The sequence below is a fragment of the Streptomyces vastus genome (genome assembly GCF_039532825.1).
Classification (GTDB): Bacteria; Actinomycetota; Actinomycetes; order Streptomycetales; family Streptomycetaceae; genus Streptomyces; species Streptomyces vastus.
In genome coordinates this window covers 1-22,181 of sequence record NZ_BAAASJ010000001.1, presented here as the reverse complement: position 1 = coordinate 22,181, position 22,181 = coordinate 1, and the positions used below count along the sequence as shown (strand labels likewise).

The window sequence follows — 22,181 nt, the reverse complement described above, 5'->3', positions numbered from 1 at the left end:
CCGTAGGGGGTCTTCTTAGGTCTTCTTATCACTCCTTAAGCCTCCATCTGGGGCGTATCGGATCCACTCCGGCTCATAGCAGCCAGCGGGGGTGGCACGATGCATCCACACGCCGGTCGAGGGGACGGTTGAGGCAAATGAGCACCATGAGCACATCGGGGATCGGGCAGTCGCCACCTGCGGTTGCGGGGGGCATCGCGGGGGCCGGGGGAGCAGCAGCACATTCGGGTACGGGCCATTCGATTACGGCGCCTCCGGTGGGGGTGCGTCCGCCCGCGCAGCGGACGGACAGCCCGCCGGTCGAGCGCGATCTGTCGGGGCTGGGGCTGCCCGAGCTGCGGACGATGCGGCGCGGCGCCCAGCGGGACGAGGCGGACCTCAGCTATGTACGCCGGCTGGTCCAGGGGCGGATCGACATCCTGCGGGCGGAACTCGGGCGACGGGCCGAACCCGCCCGGGCCCGGTCGTCCGCCGCGGCACCGGTTGCGGAGGAGGCCTCGTCCACCTCGTCCGTCGTGGAGCGGCTGTCGGAGATCCTGACGGACGCGCCCGCACGGCAGCGCTCGTCGGCCCGGCACGTCACGCTCGGCACGCCGCAGAGCGATGAGTACCGGCGGCTGGCCGCGGACATGCTCGCGGAGGTGGAGCTGTCCGACCTCGAGGCCCGTACGGATCTGGAGCTGAACACCGCGATGGGGCGCCTCGTACGGTACGAGCAGCAGGTCTCGCGCCGGCGCCGGCAGCTCCAGCGGACGGCCGACGACTGCAGCGCGGAGATCGCGCGCCGGTACCGCGAGGGCGAGGCACACGTGGACGACCTGCTGATCTGAGGGTGGGTTTTCTGACCCTCCTGAGCCGCGCCGTGCGAACGAGTGAGGATTATCGGCTTGGCTCGACCGTGCTCGGCACGGGTCACCCGGCGTCACCTCGTGCGACGCCGGGTGAATTGGGTGAGCGCTTCCTTCGCCCTTCATCAGGGCTGTACGGGCGCTGACCGACGGCCCGCCAGAGTGGCGTACCCGAACCACACTGGAAGGGGAAAGACACATGGGCAGTGCTGTGCGACCACAGCGCAGGGCCGTTCTCACCGGAGGACTGGCGGCGGCCACCGCGGCCTTCCTCACCGGCTGTTCGTCGAAGACGGACGGCGGCGCGACGGCGGAGACGGCCTTCGGCCGCGGGGGCTGCGCAGAAGGCCCCCTCGTCACCGCCACCGGCCGCGGGCGGTGAGCGGACGGACTCGCCGTGGGCGGCGTTCGCGAGGCTGATGGACGGCAACAAGCGCTGGTCGACGGGGACCTTCGGCATCCGGACCGGGACCCGCGCCGGCGTCAGTTCGTCGCCGAGGAGCAGGACCCGTTCGGCGTGATCCTCTCCTGCATCGACTCCAGGGTGCCGCCGGAGTTGCTGTTCGACACCGGGCTCGGGGACCTGTTCGTGATGCGTACAGGCGGGCAGGTGGTCGGCGACGTGGTCACCGGTTCCGTCGAGTACGGGCCGATGACCTCGGGCACTCCGCTGATCGTCGTCCTCGGGCACCAGCGCTGCGGCGCGGTCAAGGCGGCGCACAAGGCGCTGAAGGACGACAAGCCGCTGCCGGGCAACCTGCAGTCGATCGCCGAGGCGCTGCGCCCGGCGTACGAGGTGATCGCCAAGGAGAAGCACGCGGATCCGGTCGACGCCATGACCCGCGTGCACATCAAGCAGACCTCCGCCGATCTGCCGTCCAACAAGGATCTCGGCCCGCTGGTGAAGAAGGGCGACCTCGCCGTCGTCAGCGCGTACTACTCGCTCGACACCGGCCGAGTGGAAGTCCTCACCGGCGCGCCCACCGCCTGACGCAGCGCGACAGGCACACAACAGGCAGGCCCGGCATACCTGCGCGGGTATGCCGGGCCTGACCGCGCGCGTCATGTGGTCGGGCCGGAGCGCTTCCCGCGTAGTCCGCGTACGCGGACTACGCGGGAAGCGGGCGGCAAGTGGATCTAAGCGCGGCGGCTGTGGAGCCACCATGCCCCGCCACCGAGTACCAGGACGGACGCGGCGATGCCGACCGGTACGCCGATGGGCATGCCGTCGTCGCCCTCACCGTCCGCGTTGTTCGACGCGGGCTCCGCCGCCGGTGTCGACGTGCCCGTCTTCGGCTCGCCCGCTGCCGTGCCGGACGAAGGTGCCGCCGTCGTGGGCTCCTCCGTCGGGCTCGGGCTCACGGGCTTGGCGCCGGGGGCGGCGGGCTTCAGGTCCAGGCGGGGGGCGGGGTTGCCGTGGCCGTGGCCGTCCGAGCCGCTGGCGTCGTCCAGTTCGATCCAGCGGTCCACCTTGCCGTCGCTGTAGCTCTGCACGGTCTTGAAGACCAGCGACTTGGCGTCGGGCAACTGCCGTACGGTGACGACGTATTCGGCGTCCTCCCCGACGGCGAGCTTCGGTCCGGAGACGGTGTAACCCCGGTCGGTGGGGGTGAGCTTCCAGCCGTCCGGGCCTTCCTTGTAGGTGATGTCGCCGGGCGCGATGCCCTTCGGCAGGATCACCTCCAGCTTGCTGATGCCGGCCGAGCCGGACTCGGACTCCGCGTGGAAGGTCAGCGTGACGTTCTGGTCGAGGGCCCGGGCGCCCTCCGCCTCGACGTCCGCATGGGCGGCGGCCGGTCCCGCGGTGGCGACGGCGACCGCGAACGCGGCTGCCGTGAGGCCGCCGAGGGCGCCGGCACGGCGCAGGCCGCGGGCTGGGGCAAGGGTCGGGTGATGCACTGGGACTCCTCGTACCGATGGTCGATGTTCAGGGGGCTGAGTTGGGGTTTTCCGGAGTGCCGCCGCCCGGCCCATGAGCCGGGCGGCGGCGACGTACGCCTCGTACAGGGCCGTACGGGATATCAGGCAGCCGCCGCGGCCGGCGGCCCGTGGCCTTCGGCCTCGTCCAGTGAGTCGATCAGTGAGCTGCGGGCGCGTGCCACGCGTGAGCGCACCGTGCCGACCGGGCAGCCGCTGAACCGCGCCGCCTCCTCGTATGACAGGCCCAGCATCTGGGTCAGTACGAAGGCCTCGCGGCGGTCGTAGGGCAGTGCGGCCAGCAGTTCCGCGAGGGCGATGCCGTCGTCGAAGCCGGGCAGGCCGCGCGGCTGGGCGCGTTCGGCCGCCGACTGCCAGTTGTCCCGGTCCGACAGGCGGGGCCGGGCGGAGGCGTAACGGATGTTGTCGACGACCGCGCGGCGCGCGATGGCCAGCAGCCAACTCCGCGCCGAGGAACGGCCTTCGAAACGGTGCAGGCTGCCGAGGGCCCGCAGGAACGTGTCCTGGGTCAGGTCGTCGGCCGCTTGCGGGTCGGCGCCCAGGTACGTCACGTAGCGGCTGACGTCCCGGTGGAGAGCGCGGACGAACTTCTCGACGGCGTCCAGGTCACCGCCACGGGCGGCGAGCGCCCAGGACGTTATCGACTCGTCGTGCGGGCAGGGCGAGCTGTGCAGGGCAGGAGTGAACACCTGTGTCCTTCTCGGGGTCCGGGAACCAGCCGGAGCAGAGCTCGGCGGTTCCGGTGACTGTTGACTCCGGCTGTCGTCAGAGGACAGCGGGCCCGGCGGGCGGGCCACGAGAAGTGATGGCGTATACGAGGAGGAGTTGCCGCAGCGCGTGAACCGTACGGCCCCTCGGGGCGCGGACGCGCGGGCGGTACGGCGGCGTGGGCAGCCGGAGCGGCAGCCGCAGGGGAGCGACGAGCCACCCGGCGAGGACCCGCAGGATACGGAAGGCGGCGCGCTCACCGTGGGCGAGCCACAGGCCGCACAGCAGGGTGGCGGCCAGGTGGGCGGCGAGCATGCCGGTGGGAGACATGCCGTATATGAGATGCCCCGCGTGGGCCGTGGAGGCCGAGGCGTCCATCGAGGACATGCCTGCCATCCCGTGGCTCATGGAGTGCGCGGTCGTCGCCGCGCCGTCGGGGTGTGTACCGCTTCCCGGCGGCGTGCACAGCAGAGAGCGCACCCACCGCTGCGCGAGCGACGCCGGTTCCGGTCGTACGACCGCCTGCGCGAGCGAGAACACCGCGTGGAGGGCCACCTGGGTGGCGACCGCGAGGGAACCGACCACTAAGAGTCCACGCTCCCGGCCGGCCAGACCCCACGCCATGCCTCCCGCGGCCACGGCTCCGGCGGCCAGTGCCCAACCGGGCACCGCGACACCGGACGTCATCACGTGTCCCTGGACAGCGAACAGCACGCAGACGACCGCGAACATCGCGGCCCTCAGCGTACGAACACTTCGTCCAGCACTCATGGCGGCTTCATCCTTGCACCGGCTGTTGGGCCGTCACAGCCCAATACGGACAACCACCGGGTGCGCCACTCAATCCGGCGGATGTGATCCAGGCCACGGGCAGCGCCACTGCCGGTATCACTTCGGTTGGGACACGCCGCCGGATGGCGCATCCGGCCTGCGCGTCGGCAAATGGTGCATAAAGTGCATGATATGACGAAACGTAATATCGCCTATCTGGCGTGCGCAGCAGCAGTCATCGGGACGGGGCTCGGGGCCGCCCCGCCGACCGCGGGCCATACGGTCCACGTGGTCCATCCGGGAGAGTCGATCCAGAAGGCGGTGGACGCCGCCGAACCGGGAGACAGCGTTCTCCTGCGTCGCGGCACCTACCGTGAGAGCGTCAACGTGAGCACACCCGGGATCACCCTGCGCGGCGTGGACAGCGGCGTCGTGATCAAGCCGGGCACGAAGCGGGCTGCCAACAGCTGTGCCGCGGGCGGCAACGGCATCTGTGTGGTGGGGACGAAGGACCGCAGAGTCGAGGGCGTCACCATCGCCTCGCTGAAGGTGACCGGTTTCGCCAAGAACGGGGTGTACAGCGCGAGGACCGACGGTCTGAACGTGCGGAACGTGACCGCGGTGAAGAACGGGGTGTGGGGCATCGCCCAGGAGGGTTCCGTCCGCAGTGTGTTCCGGTGGAACACCGCCCGGGACAACGGCGACGCGGGCCTGTTCCTCGCCAACACGGTCACGGCCGAGCAGGGCGCGGCGAACGCCCTGGGAACGGTGGTGGAGCACAACCGGCTGGAGGGCAACCGCATCGGCGTCACCGTCCGGCGCCTGCGGAACCTCAGCGTCGCGGGCAACGACGTCACCGGCAACTGCGCCGGAGTGTTCGTCGTCGGAGACGAGAACAAACCGCGGGCCGGTGACCTGGCCGTACGGGACAACCACATCGCGCGGAACAACGAGTACTGCCCGAAGACCGAACGGCTGCCCTTCCTGCAGGGCTCCGGCATCGTCCTGACCGGCGCCGAGAGGACTCTCGTGACCGGGAACGAGATCACGGACAACGTCGGCAAGTCGCCGTTGTCGGGCGGCATCGTCCTGTTCAAGAGCATGGTGGGCGTCACCAGCGAGCGGAACCGGATCAGCGACAACCGGCTGGAGGGCAACGCCCCCGCCGACCTCGTCAACACGGACACCGGCACGGGCAACACCTTCGAAGGCAACTCCTGCGGGGCGTCCAGGCCCGCGGGACTGTGCTGACCGGCGCCGCCCGTATCCACCGCATCACCGCATCCACCGTATCCACGCGCGGAGCAAGAGACGCGCGGAGCCAGAGAAGTGAAGGAAGGAACGCGGCACATGACGACCGCACAGACTGCCCCACCGCCGTCCATGAGGCTGAGGGAGCTCGTGTTCGGAGCGGCATGTGCCGCCGCCCTCCGCGCAGCCGTCCGGCTGGGGGTTGCCGACGCTCTCGGTGACGGCCCCATGGCTGTCGAGGACCTCGCGGGCGCGGTGAAGGCCGAACCCCGGCCGCTGCGCAGGCTGTTGAGGGCCCTGTCCTGTTACGGCGTCTTCGCCGAGCGGCCGGACGGGACGTTCGCGCACACCGACATGTCCCGGCTGCTGCGCGAGGACGACCCGCACAGTCTGCGCAACATCTCGCTGTGGTGTACGGAGCCGTGGACCTGGGACGCGTGGCCCCGGCTGGACGAGGCGGTGCGCACCGGACGGAACGTCGTCGAGGAGCTGTACGGCAAGGAGTTCTTCGTCTACCTCAATGAGGACGCCCCGGAATCGGCCGACGTCTTCAACCGCGCCATGACGACCTCCAGCGTGCAGTCCGCGCGGGATGTGGCCGACTTCCTCGACCTGTCGGGGAGTTCATCGGTCGCCGACATCGGGGGCGGCCAGGGCCATGTGGTGGCGAGCCTGCTGGAGAAGTACCCCTCGATGCACGGTGCGCTGCTCGACCTGCCGCGGGTGGTGGACAACGCCGATCCACGGCTTCGTGTGGGCGGCGAGTTCGGGGACCGGATGCGCATCGTGGCAGGGGACTGCCGGGTGGCCGTCCCGGTCAGGGCAGATGCGTACATCATCAAGAACATCCTGGAGTGGGACGACGACAGTACGGCCCGGACCCTGCGCAACGTCATCGATGCGGGCGGACCCGGGGCTCGGGTCGTGGTCATCGAGAACCTCGTCGACGACACCCCGTCGATGCGGTTCAGCACCGCCATGGATCTGCTGCTGCTCCTCAACGTCGGCGGGGCCAAGCACACCACCGAGAGCATGACCCGGCGGCTGACCGACGCGGGGCTGGTCATCGGCGACGTACGACCGGTCAATCCGTATCTGCACGCGTTCGACTGCACCGTGCCCGGCTGATCAGCGCGTTTCGCAGACCAACGGCCGCCGGGCCCACGACTGACTGTCGTGGGCCCGGCGGCCGTTGGCTGTCGTGCGCTCCAAACGCTGGTTCAGGCGGTGGGGTGCCGCTCCCAGCGGTAGAAGCAGTGGGCCATCGCGTCCTTCGGGGATCGCCAGGTCGCGGGGTCGTACGCGGTGACATACGCCGACAGCCGCTCGCTGATGTCCCGGAACTCGGGATGTCCGGCGATCTTGGCGATGGCCGGACCGGGGTCCTGCTCGGACTCGATGAGGTGCAGGTACACCTCACCGAACTGGAAGAGGCTGCGCCGGGAGACTCCCACGAGATGCGGCAGCTCGCCTCGGTCGGACTCCTCGAACACCTTGGCGATGTCGGGGGCCGAACCCGGCATCATCCGGGCGACGATCAGGCTCTGGTGCATCGACCTGTCCTCCGTCCTTCCGGCTCAGTCGGTCAGGGACGGCACGGGACGGCGTTCCGCGGCGGCCTGTTCGATGCGGTCCCGGATCAGGGCCATCTGGACCTTGGAGTTCTTGTTGATGTTGTCCGTCATCCAGGCGTCGTCGACCGGTGCGTCCGGCTTCATCGCGAAGTCCTGCGTCCACACCATCCGGGTGCCCTCCGGCACCTTCTCGTACTGCCAGCGGATGTTCATGTACGCGAAGGGCCCCGTCTCGACGCGGCGGGCGCGCACGGTGAGCGCGTCGCGGTCCGTCTCGCGCTCCGAGACCCAGCTCCAGACGGTGCCGTTCTCGTCGGGCTTCATGGTCAGCCGGAAGGTGGTCTTGTCGCCCTCCCGGGAGAGGATCTCGACCGAGGCGTACTCGCTGAACAGCTGAGGCCAGTTCGCCACGTCGTTGGTCATGTCCCAGACCAGGTCCAGCGGGGCGGCGATGGTGATGTCGTTCTCCGTGTGTCCGGTCATGTCACGCTCCTGCCACGAGGGCACCGTTGACGAGGTCGAGGAACTGCCGCGGGGTCTTGCAGCGCTCCGCGTCGGGAGGCAGCGGCGTGCCGTACCGCTTCTCCAACTCGCCCACGACGCCGAGCAGACCGAGCGAGTCGATGCCGAGGGCGTCGAAGCCGGAGTCGCTGCGCTCCTGCAGTTCACCTGGGGCGACGGTGACTCCGGCTGCCTTCTTCATGAGTTCGGACAGCTCTTCCACGGTGATTTGCTCACTCATGCGGTTCCTCTCCTTTGCTCCCTCGCCTGGTTACGAGGCGTCGGTGGCTCCGCGCCGCAGCACGAGCGCCGAGTTCGACCCCATGAGGCCCCGGCTGAGGACCAGCGCCGTGCGCAGTTCGGCGGCACGGGCCCGGCCGGTCACGAGGTCGAGGTCATGGCAGATGTCGGAGACGTTGGGGGTGGGCGGGATCAGGCCGTGCTCCATCGCGAGCACGGCCGCCGCGGCGTCCAGCACGGACGCCGCGCAGTAGCCGCGGCCGATACCGGTCTTGGGGGCCGTGACGGGTACGCGTCCGCCGTGCGCGCCGAGGGCGTCGGCGATCGCCAGCGCCTCGGCACGGTCCGCCTCCGGTACGCCGAGGGCGTCGGCGAAGACGACGTCGATCTCCCCGGGAGCACAGCCGGCCTCCTCCAGGGCGCCGCCGATGGCCCGGGCGAGCCCCTGCCGGGACTCCGCCCAGCGAGAGGCGCCGGTGAACGTGGCCGCGTGTCCGGCGACGGTGGCCCGTACGGTCGCGCCCCGCTCCCGGGCCGCGCGCTCGTCCTCCACGACGAGCATGGCGCCGCCCTCGGCGGGCACGAATCCGCAGGCTTCGGCGGTGAACGGGCGGTAGGCGTGCGCCGGGTCATCAGCGGTGCTCAGTTCCCGGTAGCCGAGCTGACAGACCACTGAGTAGGGGGCCAGCGGTGCCTCGGTCGCGCCGGCCACGATCACATCGGTGCCGCGCCGAGCGGCCCGCGCCGCGTGGGCGAGGGCGTCCAGACCGCCGGCCTCGTCTGCGGCGACGACCGAGCAGGGGCCCTTGAAGCCGCGCCGGATGGAGATCTGGCCGGTGCTGGCGGCGTAGAACCAGGCGATGGACTGGTACGGGCCGACGTAGCGACTGCCCTTCCCCCACAGTTGCTGCAGCTCGCGCTGCCCGAACTCGCCGCCGCCGGAACCCGCCGCGGTGACCACGCCCACCGAGAACGGCGCGTCGCCGGTGTCGGCCTGGCCGAGGCGGGCGTCGTCCAGCGCGAGGTCGGACGCGGCCAGCGCGAAGTGCGTGAACCGGTCGGTCTGCACGAGGTGGCGCTCCTCGACCGCCTCCGAGGCTTCGAAGCCCCGTACTTCGCCGGCCACCCGCAGCGGCAGGTGCTCACAGCCCTCGCGGGTGACCCGGTCGAGGACGCTGATGCCCTCCTGAGTGGACTTCCAGAAGGACTCGGTGCTGGGTCCGTTGGGCGCGATCACGCCGATTCCGGTGACGGCGGCACGCCGCGGATGCGGTTCGCTCATAGCGTCGTCTCCCTTGGCCGGGTCAGGACCACCGCGGACTGGAAACCGCCGAACCCGCTGCCCACGGAGAGCACGTTGTTCAGTCTCCGCTCGCGAGCGACGCGCGGAACGTAGTCCAGGTCGCACTCGGGGTCCGGGGTCTCGTAGTTCGCGGTGGGCGGTACCACCTGGTGGGTCAGGGCCAGCACACAGGCGACGAGTTCGATCGCACCGATCGCGCCCAGGGAGTGGCCCACCATGGACTTGATGGAGCTCATGGGTATGTCGTAGGCGTGCTGTCCCAGGGCCCGTTTCACCGCGGCGGTCTCGTGACGGTCGTTCTGCTGGGTGCCCGAGCCGTGCGCGTTGACGTAGTCGATCGCTGTGCCGGCGAGCCCGGCGTGGCCGAGGGCCGTCTCGATCGCCCGTGCCATCTCCAGGCCTTCCTTGGTCAGACCGGTCATGTGGTAGGCGTTGCCGAAGGTGGCGTAGCCGCTGAGCTCGCAGTACACGTGTGTGCCGCGGGCCAGGGCGTGTTCGAGCCTCTCCAGGACGAGTACGGCACTGCCCTCGCCCATGACGAACCCGTCACGGTTGGCGTCGAAGGGACGCGAGGCATGGGCGGGGTCGTCGTTGTTCGCGGAGGTGGCCTTGATCGCGTCGAAGCAGGCCATGGTGATCGGCGATATCGGCGAGTCCGAGGCGCCGGCTATGCAGACGTCCGCCCGGCCCTCCCCGATGGTGTGGAAGGCGTAGCCGACCGCGTCGAGCCCCGAGGTGCAGCCCGTGGAGACGGTCTGCACCGGCCCGCGCGCCCCGAACCTCTCCGCCACCGCCGACGCGAGCGTGCTCGGCGAGAACGCGCGCTGCAGATGCGGGCCGGCCTCCCGGTGGTCCACGTCCCAGCGCTGTCCGCGATTGCTGACCAGGACGTAGTCGTGCTCGAGGCGGGTGGTGCCACCCACCGCGGTTCCGAGGGAGACCCCGACCCGCCAGGGGTCCTCCCGGCCGAGGTCCAGGCCTGCGTTCCGTATCGCTTCCTCCGCGGCGACCAGGGCGAACTGCACGTACCGGTCGGAGCGTGCGACCTGCTCCGCGTCCAGCCCGTGAGCCGCCGGATCGAAGTCGCACTCGGCGGCTATCCGCGAACGCAGGCCGCTCGGGTCGAAGAAGGTGATGCCCCGGGTCGCCGTACGCCCGCCTGCCAGGAGATCCCAGAACGCCGGTACACCGATGCCGCCCGGGGCGACGACGCCTATGCCGGTGACCGCCACGCGCCCGGTCATGAACCGACCTTGCGTCGGTCGACCGTCCGGCCCCCGGTCGTGCCGGCTCCCTCCGACGCGACCGCGACGGCCTCGGTGCCCTCGGTGTCGACGTGGCCGAGCGGCGGGCTCGGCGCCAGCGGACCGAGGTGGAAGACGAGGCGCGCCTCCGCCTTGCCGACATTGCGGAAACGGTGCCGCATACGGATGGGGATCATGAGCCCCTGCTCCGGCCGCAGCGGCAGGGGATCGCCGTCCAGGTCGACTTCCAGCTTCCCGCAGAGGACGTACACGAACTCCTCGGAGTACGGGTGGTAATGCTCACCGATGCGCTCTCCGGGCTGCACGATGGCCACGCCCATGAAACCGCTGGTGGAGCCGACCGTGGCGGGGGTGAGCATGGCGCGCAGATCGCCGCCGCGCCGGGTGTTGGGCTCAACCTCGCTGAGATCCACGATTCTGGGACGGGGTTTGATCACGACGTTGCTCCGATCGTGTGCTGTGCCGGCATGAGGGTTCGGCCGGCATGAGGGCCGTGGCCGCCGCGACCCGCGTAGGGGACGGATCAGGCTTCGGTCGAGTCAGGCTTCGGGCGAGCGGCGGTCGGTGACGAAGTCCATGCGGGCGAGGCCGAGAAGGCGGGCGAGGTCCGCACCGGGTTCCGCACCGGCGGCTTCGTCCAGGAGTGTCGTCAGCTTGGTCGCGGGGCCGGGGTCCGGGAAGCCGAGGGCCAGCACCGGGTCGGCGGCGTCGAGGCCGCCGCGCACATCGATCAGCCGGACGACCACGTCGTCACGCTGGAAGATCGTGCTGCGCAGCACCGGGCTGTACGGGCTGCCCGCCGCCGCTTCGTCCTGCCGGGCCAGCAGTTCGGCCAGCCGCATGCCGCAGCCGGGCCGCGCCGGGTAGTACAGGGCATGCCGCTCGGCCTGCGGGTCCTCCTGCTCCGCCGTCACATGGTGTACGGCGGGCAGCGCGGCACGGGTGAAGAAGACCCGGGCGGACTCGGGGTCGTCGAGATCCCGGGCCTGCTCCAGATAGGGGTTGATGGCCTCTTCCACGGCCCGTACCTCGGGCTGCCGGGCGACGTGACGCAGTGCGGTGAGCAGGTCGCCGCGCACCTCGATGGCCCGCACGACCCGGTTGCCGTGCATGAACAGGGACGTACGGCACAGCCGGGTGGTGTCGTCGACCCGCGGTTCGGGCGAGGCGTAGTCGGCGAGGATCTTTGCGACGGCGGCCTCACTGCCCGGCTTGACCGTGAAGGTGAGGGCGTGGCGGATCACGCCGTCACCGATCCGGGGCGAGGCCTGGAGACGGCGCTTCGCAGGGGTGGCTTCCGCCGGGCCACCGGTCTCGCGTACGACATGGAAGCGAAGCGACCTGGTGTCCCGGACACAGCTGTGAAGCGGCTCCACCATCTGGACGTGCTCCTCGCTGTTCACCCAGGCGAGGAACGGCGGGGCGCTCTCCCACTCACTGGTGATGAGCCACTGCGAGGGGTTCTCGATCGACTGGCACAACTGGTCGCTGACATGCCCGGGAACGGACGCGACCTGGTTGCACAGTTGCTCGTACGCCTCCAGAAACTGCTGCTGGGCTCCGTCATGAACGTCCACCAGCAGGACGACACGAAGCCGGGAGCCGTCGAACACGGACTGGGAGACACGCTGCGAGACCTGGCGCGTCAGCCGTTCTGAAGCAGGGGCGGACGTAGTGGTCATCCTGCTCACATCTCCTTCACGGGCAGAGGTGGACGTCGGCCGCGGTGCTGCGACATCGGCGTGGCTCGATCCTGTGCCCGTCCCCGGGAGCGCGCGACTCGTATGGACTACGCGGGTGACGGGCCATGAGGGAACCCCGGCACCCAACTGCGCTGAGGTGACCGGGGCTTCGGATGCAGGGGTTCAGACGAGATGGGCGAAGACCACCAGGTTCTCCTTGTAGTCCTTGGCCGAACGGTCGTAGACACCCGCACAGGTGATGAGCCGGACCTCGGCCCGGTGCGTGTCGGCGTACACACGGTCGTCCGGGAACTTGTCCTTCGCGAAGACCTCCGCACTGTCGACCACGAAGGACGCCCTGAGCCCGTCGGCCCGTGTGACGTGGAAGACATCGCCCTTCTTCAGTTCGCGCAGGCGCGCGAACACGGCCGCGGAGGTGGTGGTGTCGACGTGCCCGGCGATGACCGACGTGCCCAACTCGCCGGGGGAGGCTCCCTTGGCGTACCAGCCGACGAGATTGACGTTGTCGGCGGGCGGGGCTTCGAGCTGCCCCTTGGCGTCGATGTCGAGCGGGGTGAAGGGGGCGTCGACCAAGATCTTCGGGATGTGCAGGCGGGTGGGCTCCGAGGGCGGCAGCTGCTTTTCCGCCTTCGCAGGCGGCTCCGTCTGGGGCGGGGGCGTCACCGCCTGGGGTGCGGCGGGCGGGACCTGCTGGGCGGTCGGCGGGTGCAGGGAGCGTTGGACGGTGCCGGAGGAGGAGTCCCCGGCGCCGTACAGGGTGGCCGCCAGAACCACCAGGGCCGCGGCGCACACCATGGTCAGGGCCCTACGGAATCGGCTCTCGGCCGGGGGCTGTTCGTCGCCGGAGGGGGCCTGGCCGGGCGAGGGGGAGGTGCCGGCGTAGGGGGAGTCATAGGCAGAAGGGGGAGAGGGCGGATGGGTAGGACGAGGGGGATAAGAGGGAGGGGGAGCTGCCATCGGGGACCACCTCACTAGGACGCGGCAGCAGGTGGAGGGGCTCGCGGAGGGCTGAGCAGCGTTGGTGAAGTCCGGTGCCGGCGGAAGTGGCGCGGACCCGCGCCCCGAGGGGGCCGTAAGCCCCGAGGGGCCGTAGGCCCCAAGGGGCGCGGGGAACGGCGCGACCAGCCACAACGGACCCGCAGCTTTCGAACCGTATTTCCAGCGGAGCGCTTGGCGGAGCGCCGCCGCGGCTATGTGAGACGGCACGGGGTCAGGCCACGCCCGCGACGCTCTTCTTGCGGCGCGCCGCGTACAGGCCGGCTCCGGCGACCGCCAGGACGGCAAGCCCGCCCGCGGTCACCGACGGCTCGGCCAGTCCGCCGCCGCCGGTGTGCACGCCGCCGTGGGGCTTGTCGTGCTTGTCCTTCCAGTCCTTGCCGTATCCCTTGTCCTTGCTCCAGTCGTCCTCGCCGACCGCGGTGAGTGCGCCGCCGCCGGTGTGCACGCCGCCGTGGGGCTTGTCGTGCTCGTCCTTCCAGTCCTTGCCGTGCCCCTTGTCCTTGCCCCAGTGGTCCTCGCCGACCGCGGTGAGTGCGCCGCCGCCGGTGTGCACGCCACCGTGCGGCCAGTCCTTCTTGTCGTGCTTGCCCTTCCAGTCCTTGCCTTCCTTGCCGTGGTCCTTGCCGTAGGAGGAAGAGTTCTCGCCCTTGGAGGAAGATTCCTGCTGGTCCCAGTCACCCGCGTAAGCGCCGGGAGCGCCGATGGCCAGGACGGCCGCAGCAGCCCCGGTGGCCAGGAGCATTCGAGCAGAGCGCATCTGACGATCCTTCCGCCGTGGCCGGGCAGCCGACACTGCGTCAGCTGAGTCACCCGACCCCGATGTGAACCACCGTCAGTCACTTGTGCCTCGCCCACCACTCGAGACGCTCAGCCGGGTGACGACACGCCGGTCGGCTACCGGTCAGCCCAGTGCCAGGACCGTCGTCAGGACCTGGCGCAGCGTCAATTCCGCATCCTGTACCGGACCTGACGACCGCCATGCGACAAACCCGTCGGGCCGTACGAGTACGGCGCCTGTACGTGTCGTGCCATGGCGTTCCGCCCAGTCCGCATCGTCCTCGGGCGCCAGCTCGCTGCCGGCTCCGGTGCCGAGCCGGTACGAGACGAGCGGCACGGACAACTCCTCGGCAAGGCGGACGGCGGCCTGGTGCCAACCGCTCGCCTCCTCGGCGTCGCCGTCGCTGAGCAGCACCAGGGACCCTTCGTAGAGGTCGAGGGTGGAGATCCGCCGGCCCTGGTGCCGTACCCACAGGTGGGGCGCCCGGCTGCCCGGCTCTCCGGTCAGGGCGAGTTTCTCCGGGACGACCGGGGCCGCGGGATCGGCGCCGACGACAGCGCCGCCCGGGTAACGGTGACCGAGGACCACATTGAGGATGCCCTGCCGCGGACCGCCGCCGACGCCGGGCGGCGGGGCGAAACCGGGGTGGCTGTGCTCGGCCGAGCGGACGGCGGCGCGGGCGCTGGTCGCCTCCGCCACCGGACGCCGTTCGGCGTCGTACGTGTCCAGGAGTCCGTCCCCTGCCCAGCCGTCGAGTACCGCGGCCAGTTTCCAGGCGAGGTTGTGCGCGTCCTGGATACCGGTGTTGGAGCCGAAGGCTCCGGTGGGGGACATTTCATGGGCCGAGTCGCCGGCCAGGAAGACCCGTCCCGACCCGTAGCTGCGGGCCACGCGCTGGGCGGCGTGCCAGGGCGCCTTGCCGGTGATACGGACGTCGAGGTCCGCGTCGCCGACCGCGCGGCGGATGTGGTCGGCACAGCGCTCGTCGGTGAACTCCTCGAGGGTTTCGCCGAGTTCGGGGTGCCAGGGGGCGTGGAAGACCCAGTTCTCGTGGTTGTCCACGGGCAGCAGAGCGCCGTCGGCGTCCGGGTTGGTCAGGTAGCAGACGATGAAGCGACGGTCGCCCACCACCTCGGCGAGGCGGTGGGAACGGAAGGTCACGCTGATGTTGTGGAACAGGTCGCCGGGGCCGCTCTGGCCGATGCCGAGCTGTTCCCGTACCGGGCTGCGGGGGCCGTCGGCGGCGACGAGGTAGTCCGCGCGGATGGTGGTGTGTTCGCCCGTCTGCCGGCTCTTGACCACCGCGCTGACACCCGTGGAGTCGGCGTCGAAGGACATCAGCTCGGTGGAGAACCGAAGGTCGCCGCCGAGTGCCGTGGCACGGTCGAGCAGGACCGGCTCCAGGTCGTCCTGGCTGCACAGACACCAGGAACTCGGGCTGAAGCGGGCCAGCCCGCCGCCCGGGTCGATCTCCTTGAACAGCCACTCGCCCGCGTCGCCGGCCAGCGTGGGCGCCTGCAGGATGCCGTGGTTGCCGGCGAGGGTTTCCGCGGCCTCCCGGATGGCCGGCTCGACGCCGGCCACACGGAACAGTTCCATCGTGCGGACGTTGTTGCCCCGGCCACGGGGGTGGATGGAAGTACCGGCATGACGCTCCACCAGCGTGTGCCGCACCCCCAGCCGGCCGAGAAACAACGAGGTCGACAGGCCGACCAGGGAACCGCCGACAATGAGGACCGGGACCTCGTGGGCCGCCGGACCGGATCGACCGGCTTGACCGTCTCTATCGGCTCTTTCGTTCATCACGCGCCTCCAGGGTGTGGGTCATGTCCACCGACCCGGCCGAATCCGGCCGGGATCTCCATGCATGCCCCGCATTACGGAGGGTGGCCCAAGCTTCACCCGGAGCGATGTGCCGGCCGCGACTCACTCCCGCGACCGGACCACCCGGCCCTCAGGAACGGTGGGCGACCCAGCGGAGGACGGAATCGGTGACCGCGTCGCCGAGGGAGCTGATGGCATCCACGGCGTACCGGTCGCCGGGGCGCGGTGCGATACCGCGAACGGTGAGCGCTGCATACAGGTCCAGCCGGCGCTGGTCCGCGGCGCTGAGGACGACGATGTCCAGACGCTGAGCGGGATCGGGAGGCGGCAACAGGTGGTCACTGCTGCCTCCGTTTCCTCCGTCGCCTCCGTACGCGGCGGGGCGGTGGGCATCGCGTTCGGCATCGGCTGAGGAGACGTATGGGTCGCAGATGGGGTCGCAGCCGGCCCAGACATCCTCGGTCGGGACGAGCGTGTCGCTGAATGCGGTCACCGCGGATCTCCCTTGCTCGGGTGTGTGTCTGCCCGTTGAAGTCGCCCGGCCGGCCGCCGTTGGTTGCACCGTTCCCCGGCAATCCCCCGAACGCCGCAAAAGTATGGATAAGCGCTGCTCGGCCGGATACTCGTGCGCGATGGTACGGACACTGAAACGGCACGGCAGGCACGGCAGGCACGGCAGGCACGGTGTGGCCGACCAGACGGCCGAGACCGCTCAGGCGCCTCAGGCACCTCAGGCACCTCAGGCCGGGCCTGACGAACAGGTTGAGCGGCAGGCGCCGAACACTCCGACGGAAATACCCAAGCGTTCCTGGGGGGCGGTGCTGAAAGGCACTCTGAGGGAGTTCAAGAAGGACGAGCTGACCGACCGGGCCGCGGCGCTGACGTACTACGGGATCCTGGCGCTGTTCCCGGCGCTGCTGGCGTTGATCTCTCTGATCGGGATAGCCGGACAGACGGCGACGCGGGAGGTGCTGGACAACATCCAGCGCCTGGCCCCGGGGGCGGCGCGGGACGTCCTGAGCAACGCGGTGCAGCAGTTGCAGGGCAACGCCGGGATCGGCTCCGTCATGGCGATCGTGGGTCTGGTGCTGGCGGTGTGGTCGGCTTCCGGCTATGTCGCCGCGTTCATCAGGAGCGCGAACGCGGTCTACGACATCCCCGAGGGCCGTCCGGTGTGGAAGGTGCTGCCGGTGCGGGTCGGGGTGACCGTGGTGCTGATGATCATGGCCGTGGTCAGTGCGGTGATCGTCGTGTTCACCGGCGCTCTGGCCCGCCAGGTCGGCACCACGCTGGGCGTTGGTGACACGGCACTGACGGTGTGGTCGTACGCGAAGTGGCCGGTGCTGGTGGTCCTGGTCACGGTCATGATCGCGATCCTGTACTGGGCGACGCCGAACGCGAGGGTCCGCGGCTTCCGCTGGATCACGCCCGGCAGTTTCCTGGCGCTGGTGATCTGGATGGCAGCCTCGGCCGGGTTCGCGTTGTACGTGGCGAACTTCGCCTCGTACAACAGGACTTACGGCACGCTCGCCGGAGTGATCGTTTTCCTGGTGTGGCTGTGGATCACCAACCTGGCGATCCTGCTCGGCTTGGAGTTCGACGCGGAGCTGGCCCGCCAGCGCGCTGTCGCAGGCGGCTACCCGTCCGAGAAGGAGCCGTATGTGCAGCCGCGCGACACCCGGAAGTGGGACGAGGGGGACCGCCGCCGTCTTGAATCCTGAGGTGGTGGATCACCGCCGCGAGCCTGGTGTGAGAGGGCCCTGGGCAGGAAGTCGGCCGGTCATGGGGTTGGTCATGGGAACGATGGCGGATCTGCGTGGCGGGGATCGCCGGCTCGCCAGGTGGTCGATCGGGTGGCGGCCACCCTGGGTGCGGCGGGTCGTGCCCGCGGTGGAGGAGGCGGCCGAGCACACCAAGCTGTGGTGGGCGGCGGCCGGGCTGATGGCCGCTGTCGGCGGGTGGCGCGGCCGTACGGCTGCCGTCGCCGGCGTGGTGTCCATGGCGACGGCACAGGTGCTGTCCAACGCGGTCGTCAAGCAATTGTCCCGGCGGCGCCGCCCGCCACGGGAGTGGGTCCCTCCGGAGGACCTCAAGGGCCGCCCGGCCAGCTCCTCCTTTCCCTCCGGTCACACGGCTGCTGCCTTCGCCTTCGCCGGAGCCGTCACGCCGGTGTGGCCGGCTGCCGGTGCCGCTTGCGGGATGTCGGCGGTGATGGTGGCCGCGGAGCGCGTGCACAGCGGTGCGCACTACCCCTCCGACGTGGCTGCCGGCGGCGTGATCGGGCTGGCCGCAGCCGCCCTGGTACGGGCCGCACCACATCTGCCGTGGCGACGTGTGCTCTGACGTGTGGTGATGCGCCGTCGCGGGGGTACTCGGGCACCCCATCGGACGGCGGAAGAGGAGGCCGCCGATTCTGCGGAAGGGCCGCCGAAGGACAGGCCGACGAAGGACAGGTGAGCACCCATGACAGCAGAGGGCTCCCCTCGCACCGGCAGCGGATCGCAGGAACCGGTCGGCGACCTGGTCCAGCGTGCCTCGCAGCAGCTGTCGCAGCTGGTCCGCGATGAGATGCGCCTGGCGCAGGCTGAGTTGACCGAGAAGGGCAAGCGGTTCGGCAAGGGCGGCGGCCTGTTCGGTGGCGCGGGCCTGGTGGGTGTCTTCACCCTGCAGGCACTGCTGGCCACCGCGATCGCCGCGCTGTCGCTCGTACTGGACGTGTGGGCGGCGGCGCTGATCGTCACCGGCGTCCTGGCCGTCATCACCGCGCTGATGGCGACTCTCGGCAGGCAGCAGGTCGGCAAGGCATCCCCGCCGAGGCCCGAGCAGGCCATGGACAGCGTCAAGGCCGACGTGGCCGAGATCAAGGAGAAGGCACAGCGATGACCAAGGACAAGCCGCCTACGGGCGATGAGGCAGCACGCTCCCCGGAGAAAATGCGTGAGCAGGTCGAGGCGACTCGTGAGGAGCTCGGCGAGACCGTCGAGGCCCTCGCCGCGAAGACCGACGTCAGGACCCGGGCCCAGGAGAAGACGGTGGCCGTCAAGCACCAGGTCGCCGAGAAGAGCACACAGGTCAGGGCCCAGCTGCGGGACAAGGCGGCGCACGCGGCCCACGTGGTGCACGACAGGACCCCGGAGCCGGTGCGTGCCAAGGCCACCGCCGCCACCGGGCAGGTCCGCGACAAGGCGGCGCACGTCGGAGAGCTGGCCCGGGAGAAGGCGCCGGAGCCGGTACGTGAGAAGGCCGGCCAGGGCATGCAGGCGGCGCGGGCCAACCGCACCCCGCTGCTCGCCGCGGCCGGCGCGCTCATCGCGCTGCTGATCATCCGCCGATCCAGGAGGCGTCGATGAAGACCTCGAAGTTCGCCTACAAGCCGGTCGGCATGGCCATGGGCGCCCTCAGCGGCGTCCTGGCCGGTTCGGTGTTCAAGCAGGTCTGGAAACAGCTCGGCCACGAAGAGGACGCTCCCGACGCCACCGACGAGCACCGCACCTGGCGCGAAGTCGTGTCGGCAGCCGTCCTGCAGGGCGCGATCTTCGCCGGCGTCAAAGCAGCCGTCGACCGAGGCGGCGCCGTCGCCACCCGTCGGCTGACCGGCACCTGGCCCGGCTGACCCCTCATGTGCTGAGCGTCCTCACGCCGGGAGCCGGGCCAAGGACAGTCTTAGGCGGGACCGTGCTCATTCGTCGGCCGCGCCGGTCGGTCCACGAGCCGCAGCACGTCCGCCAAGCCGCGCTCACCGGTGCGGTGTTCCGCCGGCAGGATGTAGGTGCGCAGACCGCAGGCCGTCGCGCCGCCGTCGCGGACCGGGTTGTCGCCGACCATGAGCGCGGCGCGGGGGTCGGTGCCGAGGTCGGCGCAGGCCTTGAGGAACAACTCCGGATCGGGCTTTTCGCGGGCCTGTTCGTAGGAGATGACGCAGGTGTCGATCAGGGCGTCCAGGCCGTGGTGGGCCAGGTGGGTGCGCAGGTCCCAGGCGAAGTCGCTGACTATGGCGATGCGCAGTCCGCGTTCACGCAGGGCACACAGGACCGGTTCGGTGTCGGGGTAGGGGATCCAGGCGTCGGGCGCGGTGAGTTCCTGGTATGCCGCCTCCTCCGCGCCTCGCAGGAAGTCCACTTGCTCCCACCATCCGTGCATGGCGCGGCGGTGCTGCTCGGAGGAGAGGTCCCGGCCTTCCTGGAGGGCGACGACGGAGGGCAGCCGGAACGCGGTGCGCAACTGCTCGGAGATCTCGGCCACCGCGCCGGGCTCGTTCAGCGCGGCGAGGCGGCCGGAGGCGGCGCCGACCCGGCGGAGCCACGTCTCCAGGTCGATCATCTGGAAGACGGTGTTGCTGAAGTCGAGGAGGACGGCCTCGACCGGAGGCACGGGCGCGGCCATCTCGGCGTCGCTGGGGCGGTAGGCGCTCGGTGTTTCGAACAGGGTGTGGATCACAGGGAGGGCTCTTCGGGTTCGGCCGTCTCGACCTCGACCGTCTCGACGGGGACTCCGAGGTCGCGTATGGCCGCGAGTTCCGCGTCGGGGGTGTCGGTGTCGGTGATGACGGCGTGGTAGTCGGCCACGGTGCCGTACGCGTACGTGGCGGTTTTGCCGAACTTCGAGTGGTCCGCGAGGAGCAGCGCCTGTTCGGCGGAGGCGAGCATGGCCAGCTTCACCTCGACGTAGTCGCTCAGGGGGTGGAAGAGGCGGCCCTCCAGGACGGCGGTGGCGGACATCAGGGCGAGGTCGGCCCGGATCCGGGACAGGGCACGGGTGACGGTGGGACCGGTGCAGGAGTTGAAGTCGCCGCGGTAGTGGCCGCCCAGCAGGGTCACGCTCACGCCGGGTGCGGACCCGAGGCGCTGTGCGAGGCCGACGGAGTTGGTGACGACGTGCAGTTGGCCCAGCTCGGCCAGTGCGGGGACCAGGGGGAACAGGGTGGTCGAGTCGTCCATGAGTACCGTACTGCCCGGCCTGATCCGGTCGGCGACGGCCGCGCACAGGGCGTTCTTGGCCGCGAGGGCGCTGTTCTCCCGGAAGCGGGTGGCGGTCTCCATGGTGAGGGCGGGGAAGGCGACGGCCCGTCCGCGCTCCTTGCGCAGCAGATGGCGCCCGGCGAGGTCGTCCAGGTCCCGGTGCATCGTCATCAGGCTGACGTCGAAGTGCCGGGCGAGGTCGTCGATACGGGTCTCGCCGTGTTCGGCGACGTACCGCAGCACGGTCTGGCGCCGCTCCTCGACGGCGGCCTGCGACAGTCGCGTACGCGCGGCCACAGTGCCCCTCCTTCCCGGTCGATCCGGTCTCGCAGTTTCCCATACGGGCCGATGGAGGCCGGGGCCCGTCCGGCTCACGGGACCACCGGACCGTCCACCGTGACCAGCACCTTGACCTGCTCGGGATCGAGGGAAGCGGCGAATGCCTTGGCGGCGTCCTCCAGCGGGAACGTCGCGGTGACGATCTCGGTGGTGTCGACGGCACCCGAGGCGATCAGGGCCATGGCCGTCCGATAGTCCTCGCCGGTGTACATCAGGGTGCCCTCGATGCGGATCTCCCGGTCCTGGACCAGGTCCAGACGTACCGGGGTCGGGCCGGCGGCGCCCACGCCCACCACGACGATGTGACCGCCCTTGGCGACCAGGTCGGTGGCCTGGGCCATGGACTGCTCCCGGGCCACACAGTCGAAGACGACGTCGACCGGACCGCCGAGCGCCGCGTGGACCTGCTCGACCAGGTCGGCGGCGTCGGCGGGCAGGGACGTGTCGGCACCGAGGCGCAGCGCCCGCTTCCGCTTGCCGGCCAGCAGGTCGGTGACGGCGATCCGGCCGGCGCCCGCGTGCCGGGCGGCGAGGAGGGTGAGCAGACCGATCGGCCCGGCGCCGAGTACGGCGACCGTACGGCCGGTGAGTTCGCCGGCCTTCGCCACGGCGTGCACCGGAGTGGCCAAGGGCTCGACGAGGGCGGCCTCGACGTCGGTCATGCCGGCGGGTACGCGGTGGACACGGTCGGCGGGGATGGTGAACAGGTCGGTCATGGCGCCGGGCGTCTGGCAGCCGAAGACCTTCAGTTCCTGGCAGATGTTGTAGTGGCCGGAGCGGCACTGGGAGCACCGGCCGCAGTACAGGTTGGGCTCGATGATCACCCGGTCGCCGGGCGCGAAGTCCTCGGCTCCCTTTCCTCCCGCGGCGACCACGCCGACCGCCTCGTGACCTGGGCGATAGGGCAGGTCGACGAAGGGATGGTGGCCGGCCGCCGCATGGGTGTCGGAGCCGCACACGCCGACGACGGTGGTACGCACGAGGAGTTCGTCGTCGCCGGGCACGGGCACGGGAACCTGCTCGATGGCGATGTCGTCCAGGGAGCGGACGAGTACGCGACGGATCTGCTGAGGCATCGTGGTCACTTGACTGCTCCGAGGGAGAGGCCGCGGACGAGTTTGTCCTGTGCGGCGAAGCCGGCGATGAGGACGGGCAGGGAGACCAGGGTGGCCGCGGCGCAG

General features: G+C 70.5%; 27 protein-coding genes and 1 pseudogene. 10 read left to right on the top strand and 18 right to left on the bottom strand.

Annotation, left to right across the window (positions count from 1 at the left end; translation table 11 throughout):
• The first annotated feature begins 146 nt into the window (after positions 1–146).
• The 3 genes from ABD357_RS00140 to ABD357_RS00130 all read left to right on the top strand — a co-directional run bounded on the left by ABD357_RS00140 (position 147) and on the right by ABD357_RS00130 (position 1,839).
• Positions 147–830 carry an RsiG family protein gene (locus ABD357_RS00140; protein ID WP_344386583.1) on the top strand — a complete coding sequence of 228 codons (684 nt, stop codon included), beginning with the start codon at positions 147–149 and terminating at the stop codon, positions 828–830.
• Between the two features lie 217 nt (positions 831–1,047).
• Positions 1,048–1,230 carry a hypothetical protein gene (locus ABD357_RS00135; RefSeq protein WP_344386582.1) on the top strand — a complete coding sequence of 61 codons (183 nt, stop codon included), beginning with the start codon at positions 1,048–1,050 and terminating at the stop codon, positions 1,228–1,230.
• Between the two features lie 15 nt (positions 1,231–1,245).
• Positions 1,246–1,839, top strand: a complete 594-nt coding sequence (locus ABD357_RS00130) for a carbonic anhydrase (protein WP_344386581.1) — start codon at positions 1,246–1,248, stop codon at positions 1,837–1,839.
• 146 nt (positions 1,840–1,985) lie between these two features.
• Here ABD357_RS00130 and ABD357_RS00125 read toward each other — a convergent pair whose 3' ends face one another.
• The 3 genes from ABD357_RS00125 to ABD357_RS00115 form a co-directional block, all read right to left on the bottom strand.
• Positions 1,986–2,747, bottom strand: coding sequence for a DUF1775 domain-containing protein (locus tag ABD357_RS00125; RefSeq protein ID WP_344386579.1), 762 nt, complete (start codon positions 2,745–2,747; stop codon positions 1,986–1,988).
• Between the two features lie 122 nt (positions 2,748–2,869).
• Positions 2,870–3,475, bottom strand: coding sequence for a sigma-70 family RNA polymerase sigma factor (locus ABD357_RS00120; protein ID WP_344386577.1), 606 nt, complete (start codon positions 3,473–3,475; stop codon positions 2,870–2,872).
• Positions 3,476–3,551: 76 nt separating this feature from the next.
• Positions 3,552–4,265, bottom strand: a complete 714-nt coding sequence (locus ABD357_RS00115; protein WP_344386575.1) for a hypothetical protein — start codon at positions 4,263–4,265, stop codon at positions 3,552–3,554.
• Positions 4,266–4,457: 192 nt separating this feature from the next.
• Here ABD357_RS00115 and ABD357_RS00110 point away from each other — a divergent pair, with 192 nt between their 5' ends.
• Together ABD357_RS00110 and ABD357_RS00105 are read left to right on the top strand one after the other, a co-directional pair.
• Complete coding sequence (locus tag ABD357_RS00110) at positions 4,458–5,516, top strand: right-handed parallel beta-helix repeat-containing protein (RefSeq protein ID WP_344386574.1); 1,059 nt, start codon at positions 4,458–4,460, stop codon at positions 5,514–5,516.
• Between the two features lie 99 nt (positions 5,517–5,615).
• Entirely contained in the window at positions 5,616–6,644 is a 1,029-nt protein-coding gene (locus ABD357_RS00105) for a methyltransferase (protein ID WP_344386572.1), read from the top strand.
• Positions 6,645–6,736: 92 nt separating this feature from the next.
• Here the strand turns inward: ABD357_RS00105 and ABD357_RS00100 are convergent, their stop codons facing one another.
• The 11 genes from ABD357_RS00100 to ABD357_RS00050 form a co-directional block, all read right to left on the bottom strand.
• The gene (locus tag ABD357_RS00100) at positions 6,737–7,069 is read right to left on the bottom strand and encodes a TcmI family type II polyketide cyclase (RefSeq protein ID WP_344386571.1); all 333 of its coding nucleotides are present in this window, start codon (positions 7,067–7,069) and stop codon (positions 6,737–6,739) included.
• 24 nt (positions 7,070–7,093) lie between these two features.
• A complete protein-coding gene (locus ABD357_RS00095) occupies positions 7,094–7,573 on the bottom strand; it encodes an SRPBCC family protein (protein WP_344386570.1) in 480 nt (159 codons plus the stop codon).
• 1 nt (position 7,574) lies between these two features.
• On the bottom strand, positions 7,575–7,832 hold the full coding sequence (locus ABD357_RS00090) for an acyl carrier protein (RefSeq protein WP_033324410.1): 258 nt from the start codon (positions 7,830–7,832) through the stop codon (positions 7,575–7,577).
• Between the two features lie 30 nt (positions 7,833–7,862).
• Entirely contained in the window at positions 7,863–9,113 is a 1,251-nt protein-coding gene (locus ABD357_RS00085) for a ketosynthase chain-length factor (protein WP_344386568.1), read from the bottom strand.
• Positions 9,110–10,378 carry a beta-ketoacyl-[acyl-carrier-protein] synthase family protein gene (locus ABD357_RS00080; RefSeq protein WP_344386566.1) on the bottom strand — a complete coding sequence of 423 codons (1,269 nt, stop codon included), beginning with the start codon at positions 10,376–10,378 and terminating at the stop codon, positions 9,110–9,112. The genes ABD357_RS00085 and ABD357_RS00080 overlap by 4 nt, the downstream gene beginning before the upstream one ends.
• Entirely contained in the window at positions 10,375–10,836 is a 462-nt protein-coding gene (locus ABD357_RS00075; protein ID WP_344386565.1) for a cupin domain-containing protein, read from the bottom strand. The genes ABD357_RS00080 and ABD357_RS00075 overlap by 4 nt, the downstream gene beginning before the upstream one ends.
• A 102-nt stretch (positions 10,837–10,938) precedes the next feature.
• On the bottom strand, positions 10,939–12,081 hold the full coding sequence (locus tag ABD357_RS00070) for a SchA/CurD-like domain-containing protein (protein ID WP_344386564.1): 1,143 nt from the start codon (positions 12,079–12,081) through the stop codon (positions 10,939–10,941).
• 183 nt (positions 12,082–12,264) lie between these two features.
• Positions 12,265–12,897: a class F sortase gene (locus ABD357_RS00065; RefSeq protein ID WP_344386562.1), complete on the bottom strand. Its 633-nt coding sequence runs from the start codon at positions 12,895–12,897 to the stop codon at positions 12,265–12,267.
• 415 nt (positions 12,898–13,312) lie between these two features.
• A complete protein-coding gene (locus tag ABD357_RS00060; protein ID WP_344386560.1) occupies positions 13,313–13,858 on the bottom strand; it encodes a hypothetical protein in 546 nt (181 codons plus the stop codon).
• A 144-nt stretch (positions 13,859–14,002) separates the two neighbouring features.
• Complete coding sequence (locus ABD357_RS00055; protein ID WP_344386558.1) at positions 14,003–15,682, bottom strand: FAD-dependent oxidoreductase; 1,680 nt, start codon at positions 15,680–15,682, stop codon at positions 14,003–14,005.
• Positions 15,683–15,833: 151 nt separating this feature from the next.
• On the bottom strand, positions 15,834–16,196 hold the full coding sequence (locus ABD357_RS00050) for a hypothetical protein (RefSeq protein ID WP_344386557.1): 363 nt from the start codon (positions 16,194–16,196) through the stop codon (positions 15,834–15,836).
• Positions 16,197–16,335: 139 nt separating this feature from the next.
• Between ABD357_RS00050 and ABD357_RS00045 the strand changes: the two genes are divergently transcribed.
• From ABD357_RS00045 to ABD357_RS00025, 5 genes are all read left to right on the top strand, one after another.
• Positions 16,336–17,424: a YihY/virulence factor BrkB family protein gene (locus tag ABD357_RS00045; protein WP_344386556.1), complete on the top strand. Its 1,089-nt coding sequence runs from the start codon at positions 16,336–16,338 to the stop codon at positions 17,422–17,424.
• 73 nt (positions 17,425–17,497) lie between these two features.
• The gene (locus tag ABD357_RS00040) at positions 17,498–18,046 is read left to right on the top strand and encodes a phosphatase PAP2 family protein (protein WP_344386555.1); all 549 of its coding nucleotides are present in this window, start codon (positions 17,498–17,500) and stop codon (positions 18,044–18,046) included.
• Between the two features lie 120 nt (positions 18,047–18,166).
• Complete coding sequence (locus ABD357_RS00035; protein WP_344386553.1) at positions 18,167–18,586, top strand: phage holin family protein; 420 nt, start codon at positions 18,167–18,169, stop codon at positions 18,584–18,586.
• A complete protein-coding gene (locus tag ABD357_RS00030) occupies positions 18,583–19,053 on the top strand; it encodes a DUF3618 domain-containing protein (protein ID WP_344386552.1) in 471 nt (156 codons plus the stop codon). The genes ABD357_RS00035 and ABD357_RS00030 overlap by 4 nt, the downstream gene beginning before the upstream one ends.
• On the top strand, positions 19,050–19,316 hold the full coding sequence (locus ABD357_RS00025) for a DUF4235 domain-containing protein (protein ID WP_344386551.1): 267 nt from the start codon (positions 19,050–19,052) through the stop codon (positions 19,314–19,316). Before ABD357_RS00030 ends, ABD357_RS00025 begins: the two co-directional genes overlap by 4 nt.
• A 50-nt stretch (positions 19,317–19,366) precedes the next feature.
• Here ABD357_RS00025 and ABD357_RS00020 read toward each other — a convergent pair whose 3' ends face one another.
• The 4 genes and pseudogenes from ABD357_RS00020 to ABD357_RS00005 form a co-directional block, all read right to left on the bottom strand.
• Positions 19,367–20,140: an HAD family hydrolase gene (locus tag ABD357_RS00020; RefSeq protein WP_344386550.1), complete on the bottom strand. Its 774-nt coding sequence runs from the start codon at positions 20,138–20,140 to the stop codon at positions 19,367–19,369.
• Positions 20,137–20,958 (bottom strand): DeoR/GlpR family DNA-binding transcription regulator, encoded by an 822-nt coding sequence (locus ABD357_RS00015; RefSeq protein ID WP_344386549.1) that lies wholly within the window; start codon positions 20,956–20,958, stop codon positions 20,137–20,139. The genes ABD357_RS00020 and ABD357_RS00015 overlap by 4 nt, the downstream gene beginning before the upstream one ends.
• Before the next feature lie 74 nt (positions 20,959–21,032).
• Positions 21,033–22,076: a zinc-dependent alcohol dehydrogenase gene (locus ABD357_RS00010; RefSeq protein WP_344386694.1), complete on the bottom strand. Its 1,044-nt coding sequence runs from the start codon at positions 22,074–22,076 to the stop codon at positions 21,033–21,035.
• Positions 22,077–22,081: 5 nt separating this feature from the next.
• A pseudogene (locus tag ABD357_RS00005) lies at positions 22,082–22,181 on the bottom strand (carbohydrate ABC transporter permease); the annotation flags it as partial.